The following is a 16,009-nucleotide window of genomic DNA, read 5'->3' on the forward strand; positions in this document are numbered from 1 at the left end:
CAAGGTGGTTATCATCAGCAGCCGAAAACTGTTGAAAACGGATATATGGGAGGCATGGGAAGCCATGGAGATCGACTTGATCGGCCCTGTGTCCCCGTCCGGCCTGGATGACGCCAACCTCTCGCTGCAGACGACATTGGGCTGCTTGATAGACCTGCAGGAAGACCCGGAAATCACCGTCGAAGTTGTTGAAAAGCTTGAGGCGGTCGCCATACCCTTTCTTTTCATCAGTATCGAAGGTGATCAAAATGGGCGCTATGCAAACTACGAGCTGAATTCGCGGGCCGACGATATTGCACTGATTTTCGAGGCGCTAGTCCACCAGAACGACAGCGGGCTGCGTCACTAGAGGCTACAGCAAAATCACAAACTCTGTGGTCGAACATTTGCCGTTGACAAGCGTTTTCTTTCCAAAGCCGACAACTCTCAGGGTTGATGCCCGGGAGGCTGGTGAAGCAGAAAGAAAGGCAACGACATGCACATCACCTATCACGTGGAGCGTCATGACGAAGTATGGGCTTACAGACTGGACGACGTCTGGTCAGAGCCTTACGCGACCCATGACGACGCGTTTGAGGCAGCCCGTTCCGCTGCTGAGCGCCAACGTCTCGAAGGCAGTGACACAACGATCAACTATCAGACAGAAGATGGTCAATGGCACTATGAGTTTTCGGCAGCCGGGGACCGCCCGCAGAGCGACGTGGAAGCCTGAACTCTATTCAAAGCGTGAAGAAAACCGGCTGACTATTGCGAATTTGCGCTTGATCTCAGCACGATAAAGTGGCTGCGAAACGTCGGATAGAATGAAACAGCATAGGCCTTCAGCGGGCCGCCTGCGCCGGTATCGGCATAGACCGAGAGTCGTTCCAGCGCAGATTGAAGAATGATCATTTCTCCCGAGCGATAAACGTCATCGAATTCGGCGGGGTCGGCGGCGCGCAGCGCTTGAAGCTTTGCGAGCTGATCCTCATTAAGCTCCGGCTGCAAGGTCATGCCTTGCGATCTTGCAGCATTTTCCAGTTCTCTCTGTGCCTTCTCATGTTCCCGGAGAAACGTCTCCGCCATATCGCGCACATTGCGTTCATGCGAAATTTCAAGCGCCATTTGCGCCGAGCGGATGAAATACAGGTTGTCGGCTGCAGCGCGGGCGGCAAAGTCTGCTGGTTTCGGCGCTTCTCTTGGTGCAGGATCACTCGGCGTTGGCTCCATGGTAACCGTGGGGGCTGGAGGTATCTCCTGAGCAGCAGACGCCATTGGTGATGCCGCTGCGGCCAGTGAAAATAAAACCGTCAATGCTTTTCTCATGGGAATCTCCGTCATTTACCAACCTCAATCTTCGCGTTTCTCAGGATCGCTCATCGATCAGGCGCGCATTTCGTTGCTTGGTGAAAAACGTCCACATCCACTGTGTGCTGACCAGGAACCGCTTTTCGAAATTGACCAGCAGCAGAACGTGAACGATTGCCCAGAGGAACCATGCAGTACGCCCGGTCAGCTTCAGCCGGCCCGCTTCGAAAATGGCCGCGTTGCGTCCAATGACCGCCGTAATGCCGCGGTTTTTGAAGCGGAAAGGCTCATCACTGCGGCTGCGGCTGTGACGTTCGGCGCGGAGCTTTTTACCGAGGTAACGTCCCTGCTGTTTGGCCACCTGCGCCAATGCAGGAAAAGGTTTGCCGTTTTCATCCAGCGCCAGCGCAGCATCGCCCACAATGTAAATATCGGACAGTCCCTTCACCGAGAGATCGCCTTCAACGGGGACACGCCCGCCACGGCCGGCCTCGAGGCCGAGCCATTCGGCCACCGGCGTGGCTTTCACCCCGGCACCCCAGATGGTGCAGCAGGTTTCGAACCTCTCGCCTCCAGCCGTCACCCCGCCGTCTTCGATTGCCTCGACAGGTGTATTCACACGCACTTCGACGCCCTTTTTCTCCAGCGTCTTCTGCGCATAATCCGACAAGGATTTGTCAAAGCCGGACAGGATACCAGGCGCTGCCTCCAGAAGAACGATCCGCAGCTCGTCAATTGATATATTTTTGAAGTCGCGCGGTATGAGAAATCTGCCGAGTTCGGCAATCGCGCCCGCCAGTTCGACACCCGTCGGTCCGCCGCCGATGATCACGCTTGTCAGGCAGGCACGGCGCTCTTCTGGATTTTCGGCCAGCTCCGCCCGTTCAAACAGTGTCAGCAGGCGCTCGCGGATAAGCCTTGCATCGCGGTTGCTCTTGAGGCCAGGGGCGAATTCGCGCCATGTATCGTTGCCGAAGTAGTTGTCTTTCGAGCCTGTGGCGATCACCAGCGTATCGTATTCGATTGGCGCACCGTCTTCGGCGATAACGGCTTTGCGCACTGTATCGATCCCTGTCACTTCGGCCATCACGACATGGATATTGTTGTGCCGGCCCAACGTTCGGCGCAGCGGTTCGGAAATGCTTGCCGGTGAAAGAATGGCGGTTGCCACCTGATAGAGAAGCGGCTGAAACAGGTTGTGATTGCGGCGGTCGACCATCGTCACGTTGACTTTCGCCCCACCGAGCGCCGATGCGCAGGCAAGGCCGCCAAAGCCGCCACCCACGATGACGATGCGGCGCGGTCGCTGCAAAAGCGCACCGGAGAGGCCGCCTTCACCAGCGCCAAAATCTTCGTTTTCGGTTTTGGATATCATCATGGATTGCGTTTTCTTGCGCCACCGACAGGACGTTTTCCGCCATGCGCGTTTTTCCTAAATTTGCTGAAAGAAGATACGAATGAGCGACAGAAACACCGAGGCCGTGATCGCCAGGCAAAACGCCCAGTTCAGGAAAAGCAGAGTAACCTTCATTCCCTTGTGATGGACGTAGTCCTCAATGATCGTCTGCATCCCGAGCCGCATGTGCAGTATGGCAAGCGCCATGAAGACAAATACCGCGGGCGCTATCCAGAGCGAGGAAAGCGCACCCACGACCTCATCGCGCGAGCGCCCGAAAAGCCAGACCCCCAGAAAAATCATGAAAGGCGTCAAGAACATCAGGAGGACTGCACGCAGCCGATCTTTAAAAAAGTCTTCAGTTCCTTCCCGTGCGGAACCAAGACCCATGACGCGTCCAAGCGGTGATTTCATCGATTTTCTCCCCTAGCCAAGTCGCCTGAACCACGGGGTGTGCGAAATGTTCCAGGACGCTGCTATTCAGCGGGTTTGGTTCAGCAGCGCTTGTTCAACCGCCCTTCTTCTCGGGATCGTGGGTGTGGTGATAATCGCGCTCGCCGCCGCCGCCGGAGACCCTGCTGTGGTCTTTTGAGTCCGGAATGGGTGGGGGTTTCGGGATTTCGAGCGGTGCCTTGGCGTTTTCTTCCGATGCGCCTGGTCCACCCTGGCGGATGCTTGCCGGCGTCTTTTTCGATGTTGACATAACACCTCCTCATCTATCCTGCTGATAGCCTTGATTGTGTGTGTTCACGTTGATGTTGCCCTGTTGACCGGTCTTGTCCGGGTCCTTTGGAGACACAGTCTTCTTGTCCGTCTCGGCGTTCGACACATGGGCAGGTTCGCCCGTTCCTTTCGGGCTGCGGTTTTCCTCAGGGACCGGCGGCGTTCTGCTGTTCATTTCTCTTCCCTTTCCAGTTCTTCACACTTCAGACGCTTAAAACACGCCCGTTTGTGACCGCGAACCACAGCGTCTGCGAAATGTTCCAGAAACCAGTCTGCGTACCGCGCGGGAGAGCAACCGGTTCCGAGATGATCGATATTTTCTGGAACCTATTGGCCAAAAGGCAGTTCAGGGCGGGATTGTAGAAGCCACGGAGGGGCCGTTTCATGTCTGGCGGACACATACGCATTGCTATTGTTGGCGTTGGCAATTGTGCATCATCGCTTGTCCAGGGTCTGACCTATTACCGCGGCATTGATGACAATGAGCCTGTGCCGGGACTAATGAATGTTGATCTCGGCGGTTACCGGATTGACGACATCGAGGTCGCTGCTGCCTTTGACGTCGCCCAATCAAAAGTGGGCCGCGATGTTGCAGAGGCGATATTCGCACCGCCGAACAATACTTTCCGCTTTGCCGAGGTGGCGCCCACCGGTGTTCATGTCAATCGCGGTCCCACACTCGACGGGCTCGGCCGCTATCTGAACGAGGATATGCAGGAATCGACAGAACCGCTTGCCGATGTCAGCACCATCCTGCGGGAGAGCGAGGCCGACATTCTGATCTCCTATCTGCCGGTTGGCTCTGAAGAGGCAACGCGCTGGTATGCCGAACAAGCACTTGAAGCTGGCTGCGCCTTTATCAATTGCATCCCGGTTTTTATCGCCTCCGATCAGGATTGGCAGCGAAAATTCGCCGAGCGTGGTCTCCCGATCATCGGCGACGACATAAAAAGCCAGGTTGGCGCAACAATCCTGCACCGCGTGCTGGTCAACCTGTTCAAAGAACGCGGTGTGCGGATCGATCGGACCTATCAGCTCAATTTCGGCGGTAACACAGATTTTCTCAATATGCTGGAGCGCGAGCGGCTTCAGTCAAAAAAGATATCAAAGACGCAGGCCGTGACCAGCCAGCTCGACCTGCCGCTCGCTCCCGATGATGTTCATGTCGGCCCAAGCGATCACGTGCCTTGGCTGCACGACCGCAAATGGGCGCACATACGCCTCGAAGGCACCACCTTTGGCGGCGTCCCGATCAGCATGGAAACAAAACTCGAGGTTTGGGACTCCCCCAATTCGGCAGGCGTTGTGATTGATGCAATCCGATGCGCAAAATTGGGGCTGGACCGCGGAATGGGTGGGCCACTCGAAGGACCATCAAGCTATTTCATGAAGTCACCACCCCAACAATATTCCGATACGCAAGCACGCGAAGAAACCCGCAAATTCATCTCGGGAGAGCACGATCATGCTTCCGAGGCTGCCGAATGACGACCACGTTTCTTCTGGTTCGCCACGCCGCGCATGATGATCTCGGCAGGCTTCTCACCGGTCGCGCAGGCGATATCGCGCTGAATGCAACCGGGCGGCAGCAGGCACAGAAGCTGGGTGTCAGATTGCAGCGTGAAAAGCTCAGCGCGATCTATTCCAGTCCCCAGAGGCGGGCGCAGGAAACTGCGGCAGAGATCGCCTCCGTCTGCGATTGCGGCCCCGTGGAAACCAGCGCCGACATTGACGAAATCGACTTCGGTTCCTGGGCCGGCGAAAGCTTCGACACGCTTGCCGGCGACCCTGACTGGCAGAAATGGAATTCACTGCGAAGCGAAACTTGCCCGCCAAACGGCGAGTCGATGCAGGATGTCCAACGGCGCGTCAAAGCTTTTCTCGAGGCCCAGATCGCCGCCAGAAAAGATCAGACCGTCGCCCTCGTCAGCCATGCCGACGTCATCAAGGCGGCGGTGATCGACGCCATGGATATTCACATTGACGACTGGTCGGCCTTCGACATTGCGCCGGCTTCCATCACGTCCCTGGTCGCCGGCGACTGGGGCGCACGCATATTCACACTCAACGAAACACTGGAATGACAGGGAGGCTGCATTGATTGAAGCGGCGATGATCTGGAATGAGCCCAACAACAAGTCGCACTGGGATCTTGAACTCGATCCCAATTGGCGTCGGTTTTCCCACATGGCAGCCCTGGCTGCCGATGCGGTCGGGTCAGCAAATCCCGACATCGTGCGTGTGCTTGGCGGCATGTCGCCGATTGATCCGGCTTTCCTGCAGCGCCTTCAAGGCTACGGGCTTTTGGAGCATTTCGACGCGGTGGCGGTTCATGGCTTTCCGCTGGACTGGAATCTCTGGCAGATCCAGGAATGGCCACGCAAAATCGCCGAGATCCGCGCAGTCACGGACCTGCCTGTCTGGGTCAGCGAAACCGGAATCTCCTCTTTCGGAGCCGAAGAGGTGCAGCGATGGGGCCTGGAACGCACGGCAGAACTTTTGAAAGGTCTGGTCGATCGTGTGCAATGGTACAGTCTTTTTGATCTGCCGAGCGCCTGGGAGGCGACGACCCGCCACCGCGAAGCCGAAGGTTCTTCCTATTACCGCCACTTCTATATGGGCCTTCTGCGCGAAGATGGGACCCCGAAGCCGGCGCTGGAAGAGTTCACCAAACACACACCCGAGTTCGGCCTCATGCAGTGGTTCCATTTCGAGGATCACCGCCTGGACGACGCGGTGGAATGGATGAAACGGCTGGGTGTCACCTATGTCCGCACTGGCCTTTCATGGTCGGATCGTCTCAAGCCCAATGCACTCGACTGGTTTGACCGGCAAATGCGGGCGCTCGAGGATTTTGACGTGACATTGACCTTCTGTTTTACGCCTGAACACCGAGGCGTGCTACCTCACCACACCAGCGCGCCCCTGATCCCGGAAGAATTTGCCGAATTCTGTGGCGAAATGATCGACCGCTACGCGCCCGCTCAAGCCAGAAATCCGTTGCGCGCAAGCGCGTGAACTCAGCAGTTGGGGCGGCAGGAACAATTGCTGCATTGCGAAGTTTTGACACTGTAATCGACTAGCCCGACGGAAGCGATCATGACCAGGAAAACAGCAGATATCCCAGCTGACAGAGCCGCAGACAAGAGCCCCGATAAACCGATCTATCCCGATCAAGGACGGCATCTGGAAAGCATAGAACCCGATGATGTGCCCAACAATGACGCGCGGCGCAAAGCCGCCCGCAAGGGCACCGACACCTTTCTGGTCGAAGCCGATCTTGAGGATATGGATCAGGACCATGCGGCCACCGCCGACCGGGATCAAGACGATTTCAATCACTAGAGCTCCATCTATCCGTTTTTGCCGCATTGTCCGACGCTGAAGTAAGCGCGCTTCGACCGGAAATGCTCGAGGGACCCGACTATGCCGCACGATATTTCCGCGCCTGCCTCTGGAAAAGAAGCACGTCTGTTTCCAAAAAGCTGGGGAGCCGAATTCATCCGCGATGGTGCCGCACGCTTTCGCCTTTGGGCGCCGGCGCTGACGGAACTGTCGCTCGAACTGGACGGACAGGCCTACCCGATGGGCAAAATAGGCGACGGCTGGTTTGAGTTCCTGGCAGAAGGCGTTGCGGCCGATACACCCTATCTTTTCGTGTTGCCGGATGGCCAGCGTGTTCCCGATCCCGCCTCGCGCGCGCAACTGTCAGGTGCCGGCGGCCCGTCCCTATTGGTCGATCCAACGTCCTACCGCTGGGAGGCACGCGGTTGGCTGGGGCTGCCGTGGGAAGAAACCATCTTCTACGAATTGCATATCGGCACCTTTACACAGGAAGGAACCTTCCGTTCGGCCATCGGCAAGCTCGACTACCTGAAAGACCTCGGCATAACCGCCATCGAAATTATGCCGGTGGGCCAGTTTCCCGGCGTGCGCGGATGGGGCTATGACGCTGTTCTTCCCTACGCCCCACATTCAAGCTACGGCACCCCCAACGACCTGAAGGCGTTGGTGGATGCCGCGCATGTGCGCGGTCTTTCGGTTTTTCTGGACGTCATCTACAATCATTTTGGACCCGCCGAAAATTTCCTGCCGACCTATGCCCCAGATTTCTTCGACAAAGATGTCGTGACCCCGTGGGGACAGGCGATCGACTATTCGAAAGATGCCGTGCGTCGCTTCATCTGTGAAAATGCGCTGTACTGGCTTGAAGAGTATAATTTCGATGGATTGCGGCTCGACGCAACCGAGCAGATCAGAGACGAGCATTCGCCGACGCATATCCTGCACGAGATCAGCCAGCGCGTGGAGGCCTACTTTGATCGCCCGAGACACCTGGTGGTGGAGGACCACCTCAATCGGGCCAGCCTGTTGGAAAAGACGTCCAGCCGCAAGTCGCGGCTGTACCAAGGTTCATGGAACGATGATTTTCACCACGCTGCCCATGTGCTCGCCAGTGGTGAGACCGGCGGCAATTACGAAGGCTTCGATTTGACGCCTGTCGACAGGATCGGCACCGCGCTCGCACAAGGCTTCGTGCGACAAGGGCAGCCTTTTCCCGCACGGAAAGAAATGCAGCATGGCGAGCCATCTGCTCATCTGCCGCCCACAGCCTTTGTGAATTTCATTCAGAATCACGACCAGATCGGCAATCGCCCCTTTGGCGATCGTCTGAACACCTATGCCCCGGAAGACAAGGTGCGGCTCTTGACTGCAATTCTTTTCCTCGCGCCTGCTGTTCCGCTCATCTTCATGGGAGATGAAATGGGATCACGCCAGCCATTCCAATTCTTCTGTGATCTGCCATCGCTCGCTGATGCCATTGTTGAAGGGCGGTTTGGGGAATGCCAGAATTTCGGCCCGCTCCCCAAGGGAGCCGAGGCTCCGGCAGATTTGCCCAATCCCAATCATGACGAAACGTTCCTTCGCTCGAAAATCGATTGGTCGGAAGCCCAAAACCCCAAAGCTGCGAGCTTCATCGGGTTCATATCGGCACTGGCAAAATTACGAGCCGAACACATTGTACCCTACCTCACTACCCTGCTGGAAAACTGTGGTGAGCTGATCGAAGGCGACGAGGGTGCGGTGGCTGTCAACTGGACGCTGAATGGGAAAAGGTTGCAGATGAGAGCCAATTTTTCCGACAAGCCTGTCAACACGAACGCTATTGTCGGTCAGCTTATTTTCAGCCTTGGCGATTTTGTTCAGGCCGATGACATGACGGTTCTAGGGAAGGATGCCATGGTGGTCGCACTTTGTGACGCCCCCACCCTGGCGTGATGTGAGGGCCGAAGCTTGGGCCCTCTTCCTCTCGCTCCCGATGAGCAGGAACGGCCTTAGAGAACACCTCCGGACAGGTTGCGGCCATTGATCGAGGCCGGCACGCGAACTTCACCGCGCCCCTTTTCCGAAAGCGGAACGGACGGATAAGGCGAATCCGGCTTGCGTGTTTTTTCCATCGTCTTGGCTCGCTGAGTTTTCTTTTCGCTGTGGCGCTTTTGCGTAACGTTGGGACGCGGTTCGATTTTCATGACATTTCCTCACATTTCCATGCAGACGAAACCGGTTTGCGCTGCAAAGGTTCCAGTAAAAGGCTCCTAGGGTCAGGACCTATTAATTTGTGGTGTTGCGTTGGATAAAATGCGTTCAGATGGCGGGAAATGGTGCAAGAGAAGGCTTATTGCCTTGTCGCAGCAGCATTTCCAACAGATGGATGCATTTTATCCAACCCGAAGGGCGAGGCAGCTTTCCCGATTGGCTGCGTCGAAGACGCTTGAAAATACGACATATTTCCTGCGCGACTTCTCCTTGCCACTCGAAAAATCTGCTCTCGCGCAACGCCATAAATTAATAGGTCCTGACCCTAACGCTTCATCGCAGCTGCCCGTTGGGACGCTGCTTCCAGAATGGAGCGCAACTCTGCAGCCGTTTGCGCCTGTTCCGCGTAGGCTTCACCCGGCACCACGCCCGGGTCTTCCTCCTGGTCAAGCACGGCGAGGTCGCCATCGGGTGCAAACATGGCCGCATCGATCTCCTTGCCCTGCTGCATCAAGGCCGCTGCCAGTTGGATGAGAATCTCCCGATGCGCATTCAATCGCGCCTCGAGCGACTTGTGGCGGTTTTCCATTGCTTTTCTCCTTCTTAAGGGGCAGCCCTTTCGTCCGGTCGGGAACAATCAGCTTCAAACTGAAGTTGTTTGGCAGACGTAGCAGCGCCTTTGCCCGCATGTAACTCGAAAGGAAGAACAATGCCGCATCAGCATGGTTCCGAAGATTCCAGCGACAGCAGAATCATATTTGCTCTGGTCATCAATCTTGCGCTGACGGCAGTCCAGATCGTTGCCGGCTTATTTGCTGGAAGTCTGGCCCTGGTCGCCGATGCCATGCACAATTTCAGCGATGCCATGTCGATCGGTATCACCTTTGCGGCACGCCGCATCGCACGACGACCCGCCGACGAGACCATGACCTTCGGCTATGGCCGCGCCGAGGTGGTTGCAGCGCTCATCAATTACACGACTCTGATCGTCATTGGTCTCTATCTCGTCTACGAAGCCGTGACTCGCTTCTTTGATCCGGGCGACGTGGGCGGCTGGACGATGGTCATTGTTGCCGCAGTTGCGGCGGTCATTGACTTGGCAACCGTGTTTCTCACCTATTCCGGCTCCCGCCACAGCATGAATATCCGCTCCACATTTCTCCACAACTTGGCCGACGTATTCGGGTCTCTCGGAGTCATTGCAGGCGGCGTATTGGTGATCGTGTTCAAATGGACTGTCGCCGATCCGCTTATCACCCTGGCGATTGCGGCCTATATTCTCTGGCAGGCCTTTCGCGAAATTATCAAGCCGATCCGGCTTCTGGTCCTGGCGGTGCCGGAGGGTATCAATGGAAGAGAGGTGGTGGAGACCATAAAATCCGTGCCAGGTGTCTCCGGCTTGCATCATCTGCATCTTTGGTCAATCAACGAACATGAGCATGCTGTTGAGGCCCATATCGAGACGGATCAGAAGCACCTGCAGCGCATCGAGCAGATCAAGTCCGATCTCAGGCAAGCGTTGAAAAAGAATTTCGGCATCGAACACACGACCTTCGAATTCGAAGATCCCGCCGACACGACGTGCGAGGCATCGAAGACGCTGATCAATCAGCGCAAACCCCTGTCGCTATGACCTAGTCGGCTGGAAGTTTGTTGACCATCTCGATGGCAGCATCGTCGGAAATATGCTCGTAGTTCCTGTAAAGCCGGCGCGCTTCGCCTGACGAGGCAACCTGGTGCAGCGATACGACATCCTGAACATTTGAGGGTACGGTGTTCAGAATCTCCTCCGAGGTCACCGGCATGGCCAGTGTAATCGTACGTGGCTTGATTCTCTCCAGCGCCATCCAAACCGCCCTGAGAAGCTCAGGGGACGTTTCGCATTCACAAACCAGAATGACATCGCGGTCAGTCAGCGTTTCAGGCGTGTGATACGGCATGTATTCACGCAGAATGCGCTCCGCATGAAGAAGAAGATTGCGTCGTTCCTCCTCGACATAGCCCGGCGGTACAAAATGTTTGACCGCTTCGTCTTCGTCCATGATGATATGCGGCTCTGCTCCGCTGACCATGAAGCCAATCTTCTTCTCCGGCTCCAACGGTGCCTTCACATCCAAAACGATCAGAAGCTCCAGCGGCAGATTCAGGTTTTTGGCCATTTCCAGCGCCATGGGAACACCAAGCGGCGGAATTGCCGCGAGAACGGGCTCCTCGGGCATTTTCTCAGACAGCGCTGTCGTTAGCTGTTGCCCGGCATCCGACTGATTTTCAAAAACATATTTAATATCGCTCATTTTCCTACCGCCATGACTGTCTCAGGCTGTGTTCGGCAGCCTTCCTTCGCCACCAACCCTGATCACAGGCCTGAAGATGTAGTCACAACCTCGTGGGTAGGATTTTTGTTCCAAAAACCATTTAGAGTCACGACGGCAACGACATTACAACTCCCCTAAGAGCCTGCGATATTCGGCCTCCGGTTTTCCATAAGTCTCACCAACCATCGCTTCGATTGCGCCACGATCGCGAATTGTAATGCGTCCGCGCTCGGCCCGGATCAACCGTTTGCCCTCCAGTATATGCAGGGCCGTTGTGATGCTGGGACGGCGGACGCCCAGGACGTGCGAGATCGCGTCATGTGTCAGTGTGATTTCGTTGCCGCCCATCCGGTCGTGGCACATCAGCAACCATCGCGCGACGCGTTCGTGCATTTGCAGGGCCACGCTGGCTAGAGCCGTGTAGGAAACCTGCGAAATGAAGGTCTGGTTATATTTGACAAGCAAATCGGCAAAGGCAGGATTTGCGGCCACAACGCGGGAAAAATCCTCCAGCCCAACCCGCCAACCTGACCCCTCAATCAGCATGAAGATTTCGTGAACGCTGATCGTTCCACCAACAGCAGCGGATGTCGGCGAAAATCCCTCGACACCAAACATGCCGGCTTCCACCCGCTGGCTTTCGCCCATGACGGTTAAGACGGAGCCGATCCCTTCGCTTAGAAAATATACATATTCGATCACTTTGTCCGGACCAGCCATGACATACCCGTGCGGCAGTTCCACATATTCCAATACCTCCCGCAGTGCATTCAGCTCCTCCTCTGGAAGCCTGTTGAGGAGATGATTGTGTATTCTAGGCTCATGTAATGCTGGCATGGAACTCGCAAAATTTGAAAGAAATCAATATTTTTGGGGTTGATCCTCCTCTGCTCAGGCGAGCAGACAAATTCCTATAGCATCCTGTTTTTATAAAACGGACGTGGGTACGCTGGCGGACAAACGAGCGGCCAAGAGGTAGTAAACGAAATGTCCGCAACCGTACGGTGCCGATTCATTCGTTGCTATGGAAAAGCATGTATGGGATGTTTGATAGAGAAAATGATCTAGCTCGAACGGAATGTCCAATGACTCATCTGAAGAGTGTCGTTCGCCCGAGCGACCTTGCGATCATGCAACACGTCTATAACAGCGTCAGCAATGAGCCATGGTTTACCCAGAACCCCGTGGAGCGAGAGAAATTTGCCCGCTATACGATGCGCTTATATGAGCGTGGGCTTGTGGTCCCTCAATTGCTCGAAATCGTTTGCCGCATTTCTGCACAAAGGCGATTTCTGGACGGCGTCGAATACCCGGCATCTCTTCACCACACCCTGGTTATGGTCGTGGAAGAAGGGGATGCGATTACAAGTGACGCCAGCGATAGCCTTGCCCATTTCGGTGCCACCGTCTTTGGTCCGGTGAAATCCGTCAAACAGGCTGTCGGTGTAATCGCCCAATCAGACAAGCAGTTCGATGCAGTGCTGATCGACATGGCTTTCGGCAAGGAAGAAGAAAACCTTTTATTCGAATGCCTCCACGAGAAGCAAATTCCATATGCCGTCTCCACAGACGGCGAACCGCACAGCATGACCTCATTTCGCAAACCAGCTTCAACCTTTTCCCAACCCGCGGATTGGGCAGCAATTGCCAGCCAATTGATGGGCGGCAAGCTTTAGGTCGCAGGTTGGATATGGCTGACGCCTAATCTCGCTTGGGTGCGTAGGAAACATTTGCCAAACGCCATGAATAGGCTGGATCGCCCGTCCAAAGATCTTCAAGCGGCGCGGGCTCATCGGGAAGATGGGGACCGGTGACCTGAGCTGCGATAAAGCGTCCGGTCTCGCGCAGCCTCACCTCGCTTCCTGGATGACGCTTTTCCAGCACGGATTTGAGGGCCTTCGCGTCCTTGTCTATCTTTGTGCCGCCAAGTTCCCGCGGCATTCCATCAGACAGTTCGGCGATAGCCACTCTGGCAGCACGCAGCCCATCATGGGCAATATCCAGGGCAATCAGCGCCGCAGCAACCGAATCCGCCCACCAGAAGCCGAAACCCACGCCGGATACGCCCAGAATACCAGCCAGACCGGTCATCCAATCCGCTTTCTGCATCAGAGCATCCGTGTGCAGTACCTTGTCTCTCAAGCGCTTGGAAACCGGCTGTTTGAGCCGTCCGATAATGACAGGTGGAATGACGGAATAGGCCAGAGCGGCCATCATCACCCATCCGATCCAGATCGTTTCGCCAAACAGCGTTATCGGTCCCAAGGTCGGGTGTTCCATGGCGATCAGCTTGGACACGGAATCGTAGAGAAGATAGGCTCCCATGAACACCAGAACACTGGCAGACGCGAGGAAGGCAAGGCTGTTGACCCGTAGAAAGCCAAAGGGAAATTTGGGTGTGGGCGGCTGGCGCTCAAAATGGACGGAAAGCAGGAATATACCGGCAGGGACCAGCCCCAGCAGGTCTTCCATCCAGGCCGACTTCATTGCCTGACTGGACCCCAATACGAAATACATCACCACCACGATGGATGTCTGCCAGGCAAGTGTCCACCATTCCAGACGGATTGCATGCTTAAGGTCGGATTGGAGGTGATCAGGAACCGGCTTCATCGGCCCTCTCCTTTTTCATCTGCGCAGACAGAAACATCAGCCACCGGTTTTCGCCCAGGGCGACTGCCGCGCGCATAACGGGTTCATCTGACGGCGGTGATTTGGCTTCGGGGGAGGCTGTGAAGGCCGCTTTTTCCTTCATCGGCGATGCCTTGGCAAACTGTCCAAATACGACGTCCAGTTCGCCCTTTTCGAGGCGGCGCAACAGCACTTCGGAACTGCCCTCTTCAAACTGCGGCCGGGCACCTGCAGCATCAGCTGCGCGCGCTGCCAGCCGACGTTCCTCAGCTTCAACACCGGGACCGGACACAATGCCGGTGCGCATGACCCCGCTGGTCTGGACCTGTTTCATGGTGCCTTCCGGGTCCGCTGGAAAATCGTCGCAGCCCGCAAGCAGCAAAAGGCAACCGCTTGCCAGCAAAACTGAATGTATTGGCTTGAGCCTTTTCATGGGTTCTTCCGTTGATTCCGTTCGGTTGCAGTATCAATCTCTGCTCCCAGAACTCCCTTCTTCTTTGAAGGTTCCAGACCTTTGCTGAATGGAGAAACGTGAAGACCTTTCTTTCCCGTGCTAAACAGCTCCTGAGCGTATGCGCTCGCCCAGCAGATCGGCTTCGACGAAGATTTTCTGTACTTCGGGATGTGCATCGCGAATACGTTTCTGCACCCGATCAACAACCTCAAAGAGCGCATCCTTTTGCACGTCAGCGGCGAACTCGATCTCCATGTTGAGGAGAACCTGTTTGGGTCCGAGATGCATTGTCAGTAGCCTTGGAACCGCGTGCACGCTGCTGTCTTCGGTGGCGATTTTACGAAGCGCCTTCAAAAGATCAGGATCGGCACTTTCGCCGACGATCAGTGCCCGCGATTCATAAACAAGGAAACAAGCAACGATAATCAGAATATGGCCGATCCCGATTGAGGCCAGACCATCAAAAAGCGGCTTCTCGAACGTCACCGACAGGAAAACGCCCGCCAGTGCAACCATAATGCCGAGCAGTGCTGCCGTGTCTTCCGCAACGACGGTGAACACCGACGGGTCCTTGCTCCTGCGGAAGGTCTTAAACACACTCTCACCCTGCTTGCGCTCCTTCAAAAGCGACCGCAACGCGATGAGCCAGGACGTGCCCTCAGCGAGAAACGCGATCGCCAACACCACATAGTTCCAGATCGGCTGGGTAACCGGCTCAGGATGCCTAAGATGGGAAACGCCTTCATAGATCGAGAGACCGCCGCCAACTGAAAATAGCAGGACCGCAACGATCAAACCCCAGAAATAGATCTCATGACCGTGACCAAAGGGATGCTGCTCATCCGGCGGGCGCCGGCCAAGCCGTATGCCGAGAAGGAGAAGCAACTCGTTGCCGGTGTCCACCACCGAGTGGAAGGCTTCCGACAGCATGGACGAACTGCCGGTAAAGAAAGCAGCGACGAACTTTGCAACCGCTATCAAGAGATTGGCTGCAATTGCACCATAGACCGCTGTAGGTCGATTTTCGGATTGATCCGCCATTCTGCGTTCTCAAACACAAGGTGCGTTCAAGGCTCCACCAATTGGAGCCGTCGAACTGATCAGCCTTGCCCCGTCTTGATATCGACGCCTTCGAAAACCACTTCGACAGGCTTTGCATAGCGCTTGCCGTTGGTTTCATCATGGCGTGCAAACGAAGGGGCGGCGATGTTGACGGTGACGTCGTACTTGCCTGCATCCGGCACTTTCACATTGGCACCATAGTGGTAGAGGCCAGGATGCCACAGAAAGGGCGTCGTTAAGGGTCCGATCTTGGCGCCATCTTCCGCAGTGAGCGTGACCTCAATCTCCAAGCCGGGGATAAAGCGATGATCGGCCGCATCGCTGACGGAGACCTCGATGTGGCAGTTCTCCTCGTCCGGCTCCTGCCATTTCAGGCCGCCCTCGCCATCGGGGCGATACATGCCTTCGGCTTCTTCCTGGGCGATAGCCACGATATAGTCTTCCACCTGTTTCTTCGCGCCGGTGTGAGCGACTTCCGTGACCATATATTCGAGCGACTTGTTGTAAGCCTTGCCTTCTTCCCTGGCCAGTTCGAGCTGACGCTTGTCTGCTTCTTCGCTCGGTACCTGTTTCTTTGCTTCAGTCATTAAGGTGTCCTCCTTC

General features: G+C 55.9%; 22 protein-coding genes. 9 read left to right on the forward strand and 13 right to left on the reverse strand.

The genetic code is table 11. The annotated features are described in order from the left end of the window. The first annotated feature begins 64 nt into the window (after positions 1-64). Positions 65-349: a hypothetical protein gene (locus NHF56_RS16545; RefSeq protein WP_252806561.1), complete on the forward strand. Its 285-nt coding sequence runs from the start codon at positions 65-67 to the stop codon at positions 347-349. 126 nt (positions 350-475) lie between these two features. Then, on the forward strand, positions 476-712 hold the full coding sequence (locus NHF56_RS16550; protein ID WP_252806563.1) for a DUF2188 domain-containing protein: 237 nt from the start codon (positions 476-478) through the stop codon (positions 710-712). A 32-nt stretch (positions 713-744) separates the two neighbouring features. Here the strand turns inward: NHF56_RS16550 and NHF56_RS16555 are convergent, their stop codons facing one another. From NHF56_RS16555 to NHF56_RS16575, 5 genes are all read right to left on the reverse strand, one after another. Further along, complete coding sequence (locus NHF56_RS16555; protein WP_252806565.1) at positions 745-1,305, reverse strand: DUF4142 domain-containing protein; 561 nt, start codon at positions 1,303-1,305, stop codon at positions 745-747. Between the two features lie 40 nt (positions 1,306-1,345). Further along, positions 1,346-2,665, reverse strand: coding sequence for an NAD(P)/FAD-dependent oxidoreductase (locus tag NHF56_RS16560; RefSeq protein ID WP_252806567.1), 1,320 nt, complete (start codon positions 2,663-2,665; stop codon positions 1,346-1,348). A gap of 54 nt (positions 2,666-2,719) precedes the next feature. Next, on the reverse strand, positions 2,720-3,097 hold the full coding sequence (sdhD, locus tag NHF56_RS16565) for a succinate dehydrogenase, hydrophobic membrane anchor protein (RefSeq protein ID WP_252806569.1): 378 nt from the start codon (positions 3,095-3,097) through the stop codon (positions 2,720-2,722). A 94-nt stretch (positions 3,098-3,191) separates the two neighbouring features. Then, positions 3,192-3,386 carry a hypothetical protein gene (locus NHF56_RS16570; protein WP_252806571.1) on the reverse strand — a complete coding sequence of 65 codons (195 nt, stop codon included), beginning with the start codon at positions 3,384-3,386 and terminating at the stop codon, positions 3,192-3,194. A gap of 9 nt (positions 3,387-3,395) precedes the next feature. After that, entirely contained in the window at positions 3,396-3,581 is a 186-nt protein-coding gene (locus tag NHF56_RS16575; RefSeq protein ID WP_252806573.1) for a hypothetical protein, read from the reverse strand. A gap of 209 nt (positions 3,582-3,790) precedes the next feature. Here NHF56_RS16575 and NHF56_RS16580 point away from each other — a divergent pair, with 209 nt between their 5' ends. From NHF56_RS16580 to treZ, 5 genes are all read left to right on the forward strand, one after another. Further along, positions 3,791-4,894 (forward strand): inositol-3-phosphate synthase, encoded by a 1,104-nt coding sequence (locus NHF56_RS16580; RefSeq protein WP_252806574.1) that lies wholly within the window; start codon positions 3,791-3,793, stop codon positions 4,892-4,894. Beyond that, positions 4,891-5,490, forward strand: a complete 600-nt coding sequence (locus NHF56_RS16585) for a histidine phosphatase family protein (RefSeq protein WP_252806576.1) — start codon at positions 4,891-4,893, stop codon at positions 5,488-5,490. Before NHF56_RS16580 ends, NHF56_RS16585 begins: the two co-directional genes overlap by 4 nt. 13 nt (positions 5,491-5,503) lie before the next feature. Continuing rightward, positions 5,504-6,424, forward strand: a complete 921-nt coding sequence (locus tag NHF56_RS16590) for a beta-xylosidase (RefSeq protein ID WP_252806578.1) — start codon at positions 5,504-5,506, stop codon at positions 6,422-6,424. An 81-nt stretch (positions 6,425-6,505) separates the two neighbouring features. Then, a complete protein-coding gene (locus tag NHF56_RS16595) occupies positions 6,506-6,751 on the forward strand; it encodes a hypothetical protein (protein WP_252806580.1) in 246 nt (81 codons plus the stop codon). An 81-nt stretch (positions 6,752-6,832) separates the two neighbouring features. Continuing rightward, on the forward strand, positions 6,833-8,686 hold the full coding sequence (treZ, locus tag NHF56_RS16600) for a malto-oligosyltrehalose trehalohydrolase (RefSeq protein ID WP_252806582.1): 1,854 nt from the start codon (positions 6,833-6,835) through the stop codon (positions 8,684-8,686). Positions 8,687-8,742: 56 nt separating this feature from the next. Here the strand turns inward: treZ and NHF56_RS16605 are convergent, their stop codons facing one another. Both NHF56_RS16605 and NHF56_RS16610 read right to left on the reverse strand, forming a co-directional pair. Next, positions 8,743-8,937: a hypothetical protein gene (locus NHF56_RS16605; protein ID WP_252806585.1), complete on the reverse strand. Its 195-nt coding sequence runs from the start codon at positions 8,935-8,937 to the stop codon at positions 8,743-8,745. A 332-nt stretch (positions 8,938-9,269) separates the two neighbouring features. Beyond that, positions 9,270-9,533 (reverse strand): hypothetical protein, encoded by a 264-nt coding sequence (locus NHF56_RS16610; RefSeq protein ID WP_252806587.1) that lies wholly within the window; start codon positions 9,531-9,533, stop codon positions 9,270-9,272. 120 nt (positions 9,534-9,653) lie between these two features. Here NHF56_RS16610 and NHF56_RS16615 point away from each other — a divergent pair, with 120 nt between their 5' ends. Further along, positions 9,654-10,577 (forward strand): cation diffusion facilitator family transporter, encoded by a 924-nt coding sequence (locus tag NHF56_RS16615; protein WP_252806589.1) that lies wholly within the window; start codon positions 9,654-9,656, stop codon positions 10,575-10,577. Between the two features lies 1 nt (position 10,578). Here NHF56_RS16615 and NHF56_RS16620 read toward each other — a convergent pair whose 3' ends face one another. Continuing rightward, complete coding sequence (locus NHF56_RS16620; protein WP_252806592.1) at positions 10,579-11,238, reverse strand: hypothetical protein; 660 nt, start codon at positions 11,236-11,238, stop codon at positions 10,579-10,581. Positions 11,239-11,382: 144 nt separating this feature from the next. After that, a complete protein-coding gene (locus tag NHF56_RS16625) occupies positions 11,383-12,096 on the reverse strand; it encodes a Crp/Fnr family transcriptional regulator (RefSeq protein ID WP_252806594.1) in 714 nt (237 codons plus the stop codon). A 206-nt stretch (positions 12,097-12,302) separates the two neighbouring features. On the opposite strand from NHF56_RS16625, the gene NHF56_RS16630 reads away from it, so the two are divergent. After that, on the forward strand, positions 12,303-12,935 hold the full coding sequence (locus NHF56_RS16630; protein ID WP_252806596.1) for a hypothetical protein: 633 nt from the start codon (positions 12,303-12,305) through the stop codon (positions 12,933-12,935). A 25-nt stretch (positions 12,936-12,960) separates the two neighbouring features. Here the strand turns inward: NHF56_RS16630 and NHF56_RS16635 are convergent, their stop codons facing one another. The 4 genes from NHF56_RS16635 to NHF56_RS16650 form a co-directional block, all read right to left on the reverse strand. Then, positions 12,961-13,872 carry a cation diffusion facilitator family transporter gene (locus NHF56_RS16635; protein ID WP_252806598.1) on the reverse strand — a complete coding sequence of 304 codons (912 nt, stop codon included), beginning with the start codon at positions 13,870-13,872 and terminating at the stop codon, positions 12,961-12,963. Next, positions 13,856-14,323 (reverse strand): hypothetical protein, encoded by a 468-nt coding sequence (locus NHF56_RS16640; protein ID WP_252806600.1) that lies wholly within the window; start codon positions 14,321-14,323, stop codon positions 13,856-13,858. The genes NHF56_RS16635 and NHF56_RS16640 overlap by 17 nt, the downstream gene beginning before the upstream one ends. 120 nt (positions 14,324-14,443) lie before the next feature. After that, positions 14,444-15,385, reverse strand: coding sequence for a cation diffusion facilitator family transporter (locus NHF56_RS16645; RefSeq protein WP_252806602.1), 942 nt, complete (start codon positions 15,383-15,385; stop codon positions 14,444-14,446). Between the two features lie 59 nt (positions 15,386-15,444). Continuing rightward, a complete protein-coding gene (locus NHF56_RS16650) occupies positions 15,445-15,993 on the reverse strand; it encodes an iron transporter (protein WP_252806604.1) in 549 nt (182 codons plus the stop codon). Positions 15,994-16,009: the final 16 nt, after the last annotated feature.

Source organism: Rhizobium sp. L1K21 (assembly GCF_024055895.1).
Classification (GTDB): Bacteria; Pseudomonadota; Alphaproteobacteria; order Rhizobiales; family Rhizobiaceae; genus Ensifer_A.

Bases quoted from the DNA above. Each gene is read 5' to 3' on its own strand.
- NHF56_RS16545 (WP_252806561.1), top strand. From the start codon at position 65: ATGGAGATCGACTTGATCGGCCCTGTGTCCCCGTCCGGCCTGGATGAC.
- NHF56_RS16550 (WP_252806563.1), top strand. From the start codon at position 476: ATGCACATCACCTATCACGTGGAGCGTCATGACGAAGTATGGGCTTAC.
- NHF56_RS16555 (WP_252806565.1), bottom strand. From the start codon at position 1,305: ATGAGAAAAGCATTGACGGTTTTATTTTCACTGGCCGCAGCGGCATCA.
- NHF56_RS16560 (WP_252806567.1), bottom strand. From the start codon at position 2,665: ATGATGATATCCAAAACCGAAAACGAAGATTTTGGCGCTGGTGAAGGC.
- sdhD (WP_252806569.1), bottom strand. From the start codon at position 3,097: ATGAAATCACCGCTTGGACGCGTCATGGGTCTTGGTTCCGCACGGGAA.
- NHF56_RS16570 (WP_252806571.1), bottom strand. From the start codon at position 3,386: ATGTCAACATCGAAAAAGACGCCGGCAAGCATCCGCCAGGGTGGACCA.
- NHF56_RS16575 (WP_252806573.1), bottom strand. From the start codon at position 3,581: ATGAACAGCAGAACGCCGCCGGTCCCTGAGGAAAACCGCAGCCCGAAA.
- NHF56_RS16580 (WP_252806574.1), top strand. From the start codon at position 3,791: ATGTCTGGCGGACACATACGCATTGCTATTGTTGGCGTTGGCAATTGT.
- NHF56_RS16585 (WP_252806576.1), top strand. From the start codon at position 4,891: ATGACGACCACGTTTCTTCTGGTTCGCCACGCCGCGCATGATGATCTC.
- NHF56_RS16595 (WP_252806580.1), top strand. From the start codon at position 6,506: ATGACCAGGAAAACAGCAGATATCCCAGCTGACAGAGCCGCAGACAAG.
- treZ (WP_252806582.1), top strand. From the start codon at position 6,833: ATGCCGCACGATATTTCCGCGCCTGCCTCTGGAAAAGAAGCACGTCTG.
- NHF56_RS16605 (WP_252806585.1), bottom strand. From the start codon at position 8,937: ATGAAAATCGAACCGCGTCCCAACGTTACGCAAAAGCGCCACAGCGAA.
- NHF56_RS16610 (WP_252806587.1), bottom strand. From the start codon at position 9,533: ATGGAAAACCGCCACAAGTCGCTCGAGGCGCGATTGAATGCGCATCGG.
- NHF56_RS16615 (WP_252806589.1), top strand. From the start codon at position 9,654: ATGCCGCATCAGCATGGTTCCGAAGATTCCAGCGACAGCAGAATCATA.
- NHF56_RS16620 (WP_252806592.1), bottom strand. From the start codon at position 11,238: ATGAGCGATATTAAATATGTTTTTGAAAATCAGTCGGATGCCGGGCAA.
- NHF56_RS16625 (WP_252806594.1), bottom strand. From the start codon at position 12,096: ATGCCAGCATTACATGAGCCTAGAATACACAATCATCTCCTCAACAGG.
- NHF56_RS16630 (WP_252806596.1), top strand. From the start codon at position 12,303: ATGTTTGATAGAGAAAATGATCTAGCTCGAACGGAATGTCCAATGACT.
- NHF56_RS16635 (WP_252806598.1), bottom strand. From the start codon at position 13,872: ATGAAGCCGGTTCCTGATCACCTCCAATCCGACCTTAAGCATGCAATC.
- NHF56_RS16640 (WP_252806600.1), bottom strand. From the start codon at position 14,323: ATGAAAAGGCTCAAGCCAATACATTCAGTTTTGCTGGCAAGCGGTTGC.
- NHF56_RS16645 (WP_252806602.1), bottom strand. From the start codon at position 15,385: ATGGCGGATCAATCCGAAAATCGACCTACAGCGGTCTATGGTGCAATT.
- NHF56_RS16650 (WP_252806604.1), bottom strand. From the start codon at position 15,993: ATGACTGAAGCAAAGAAACAGGTACCGAGCGAAGAAGCAGACAAGCGT.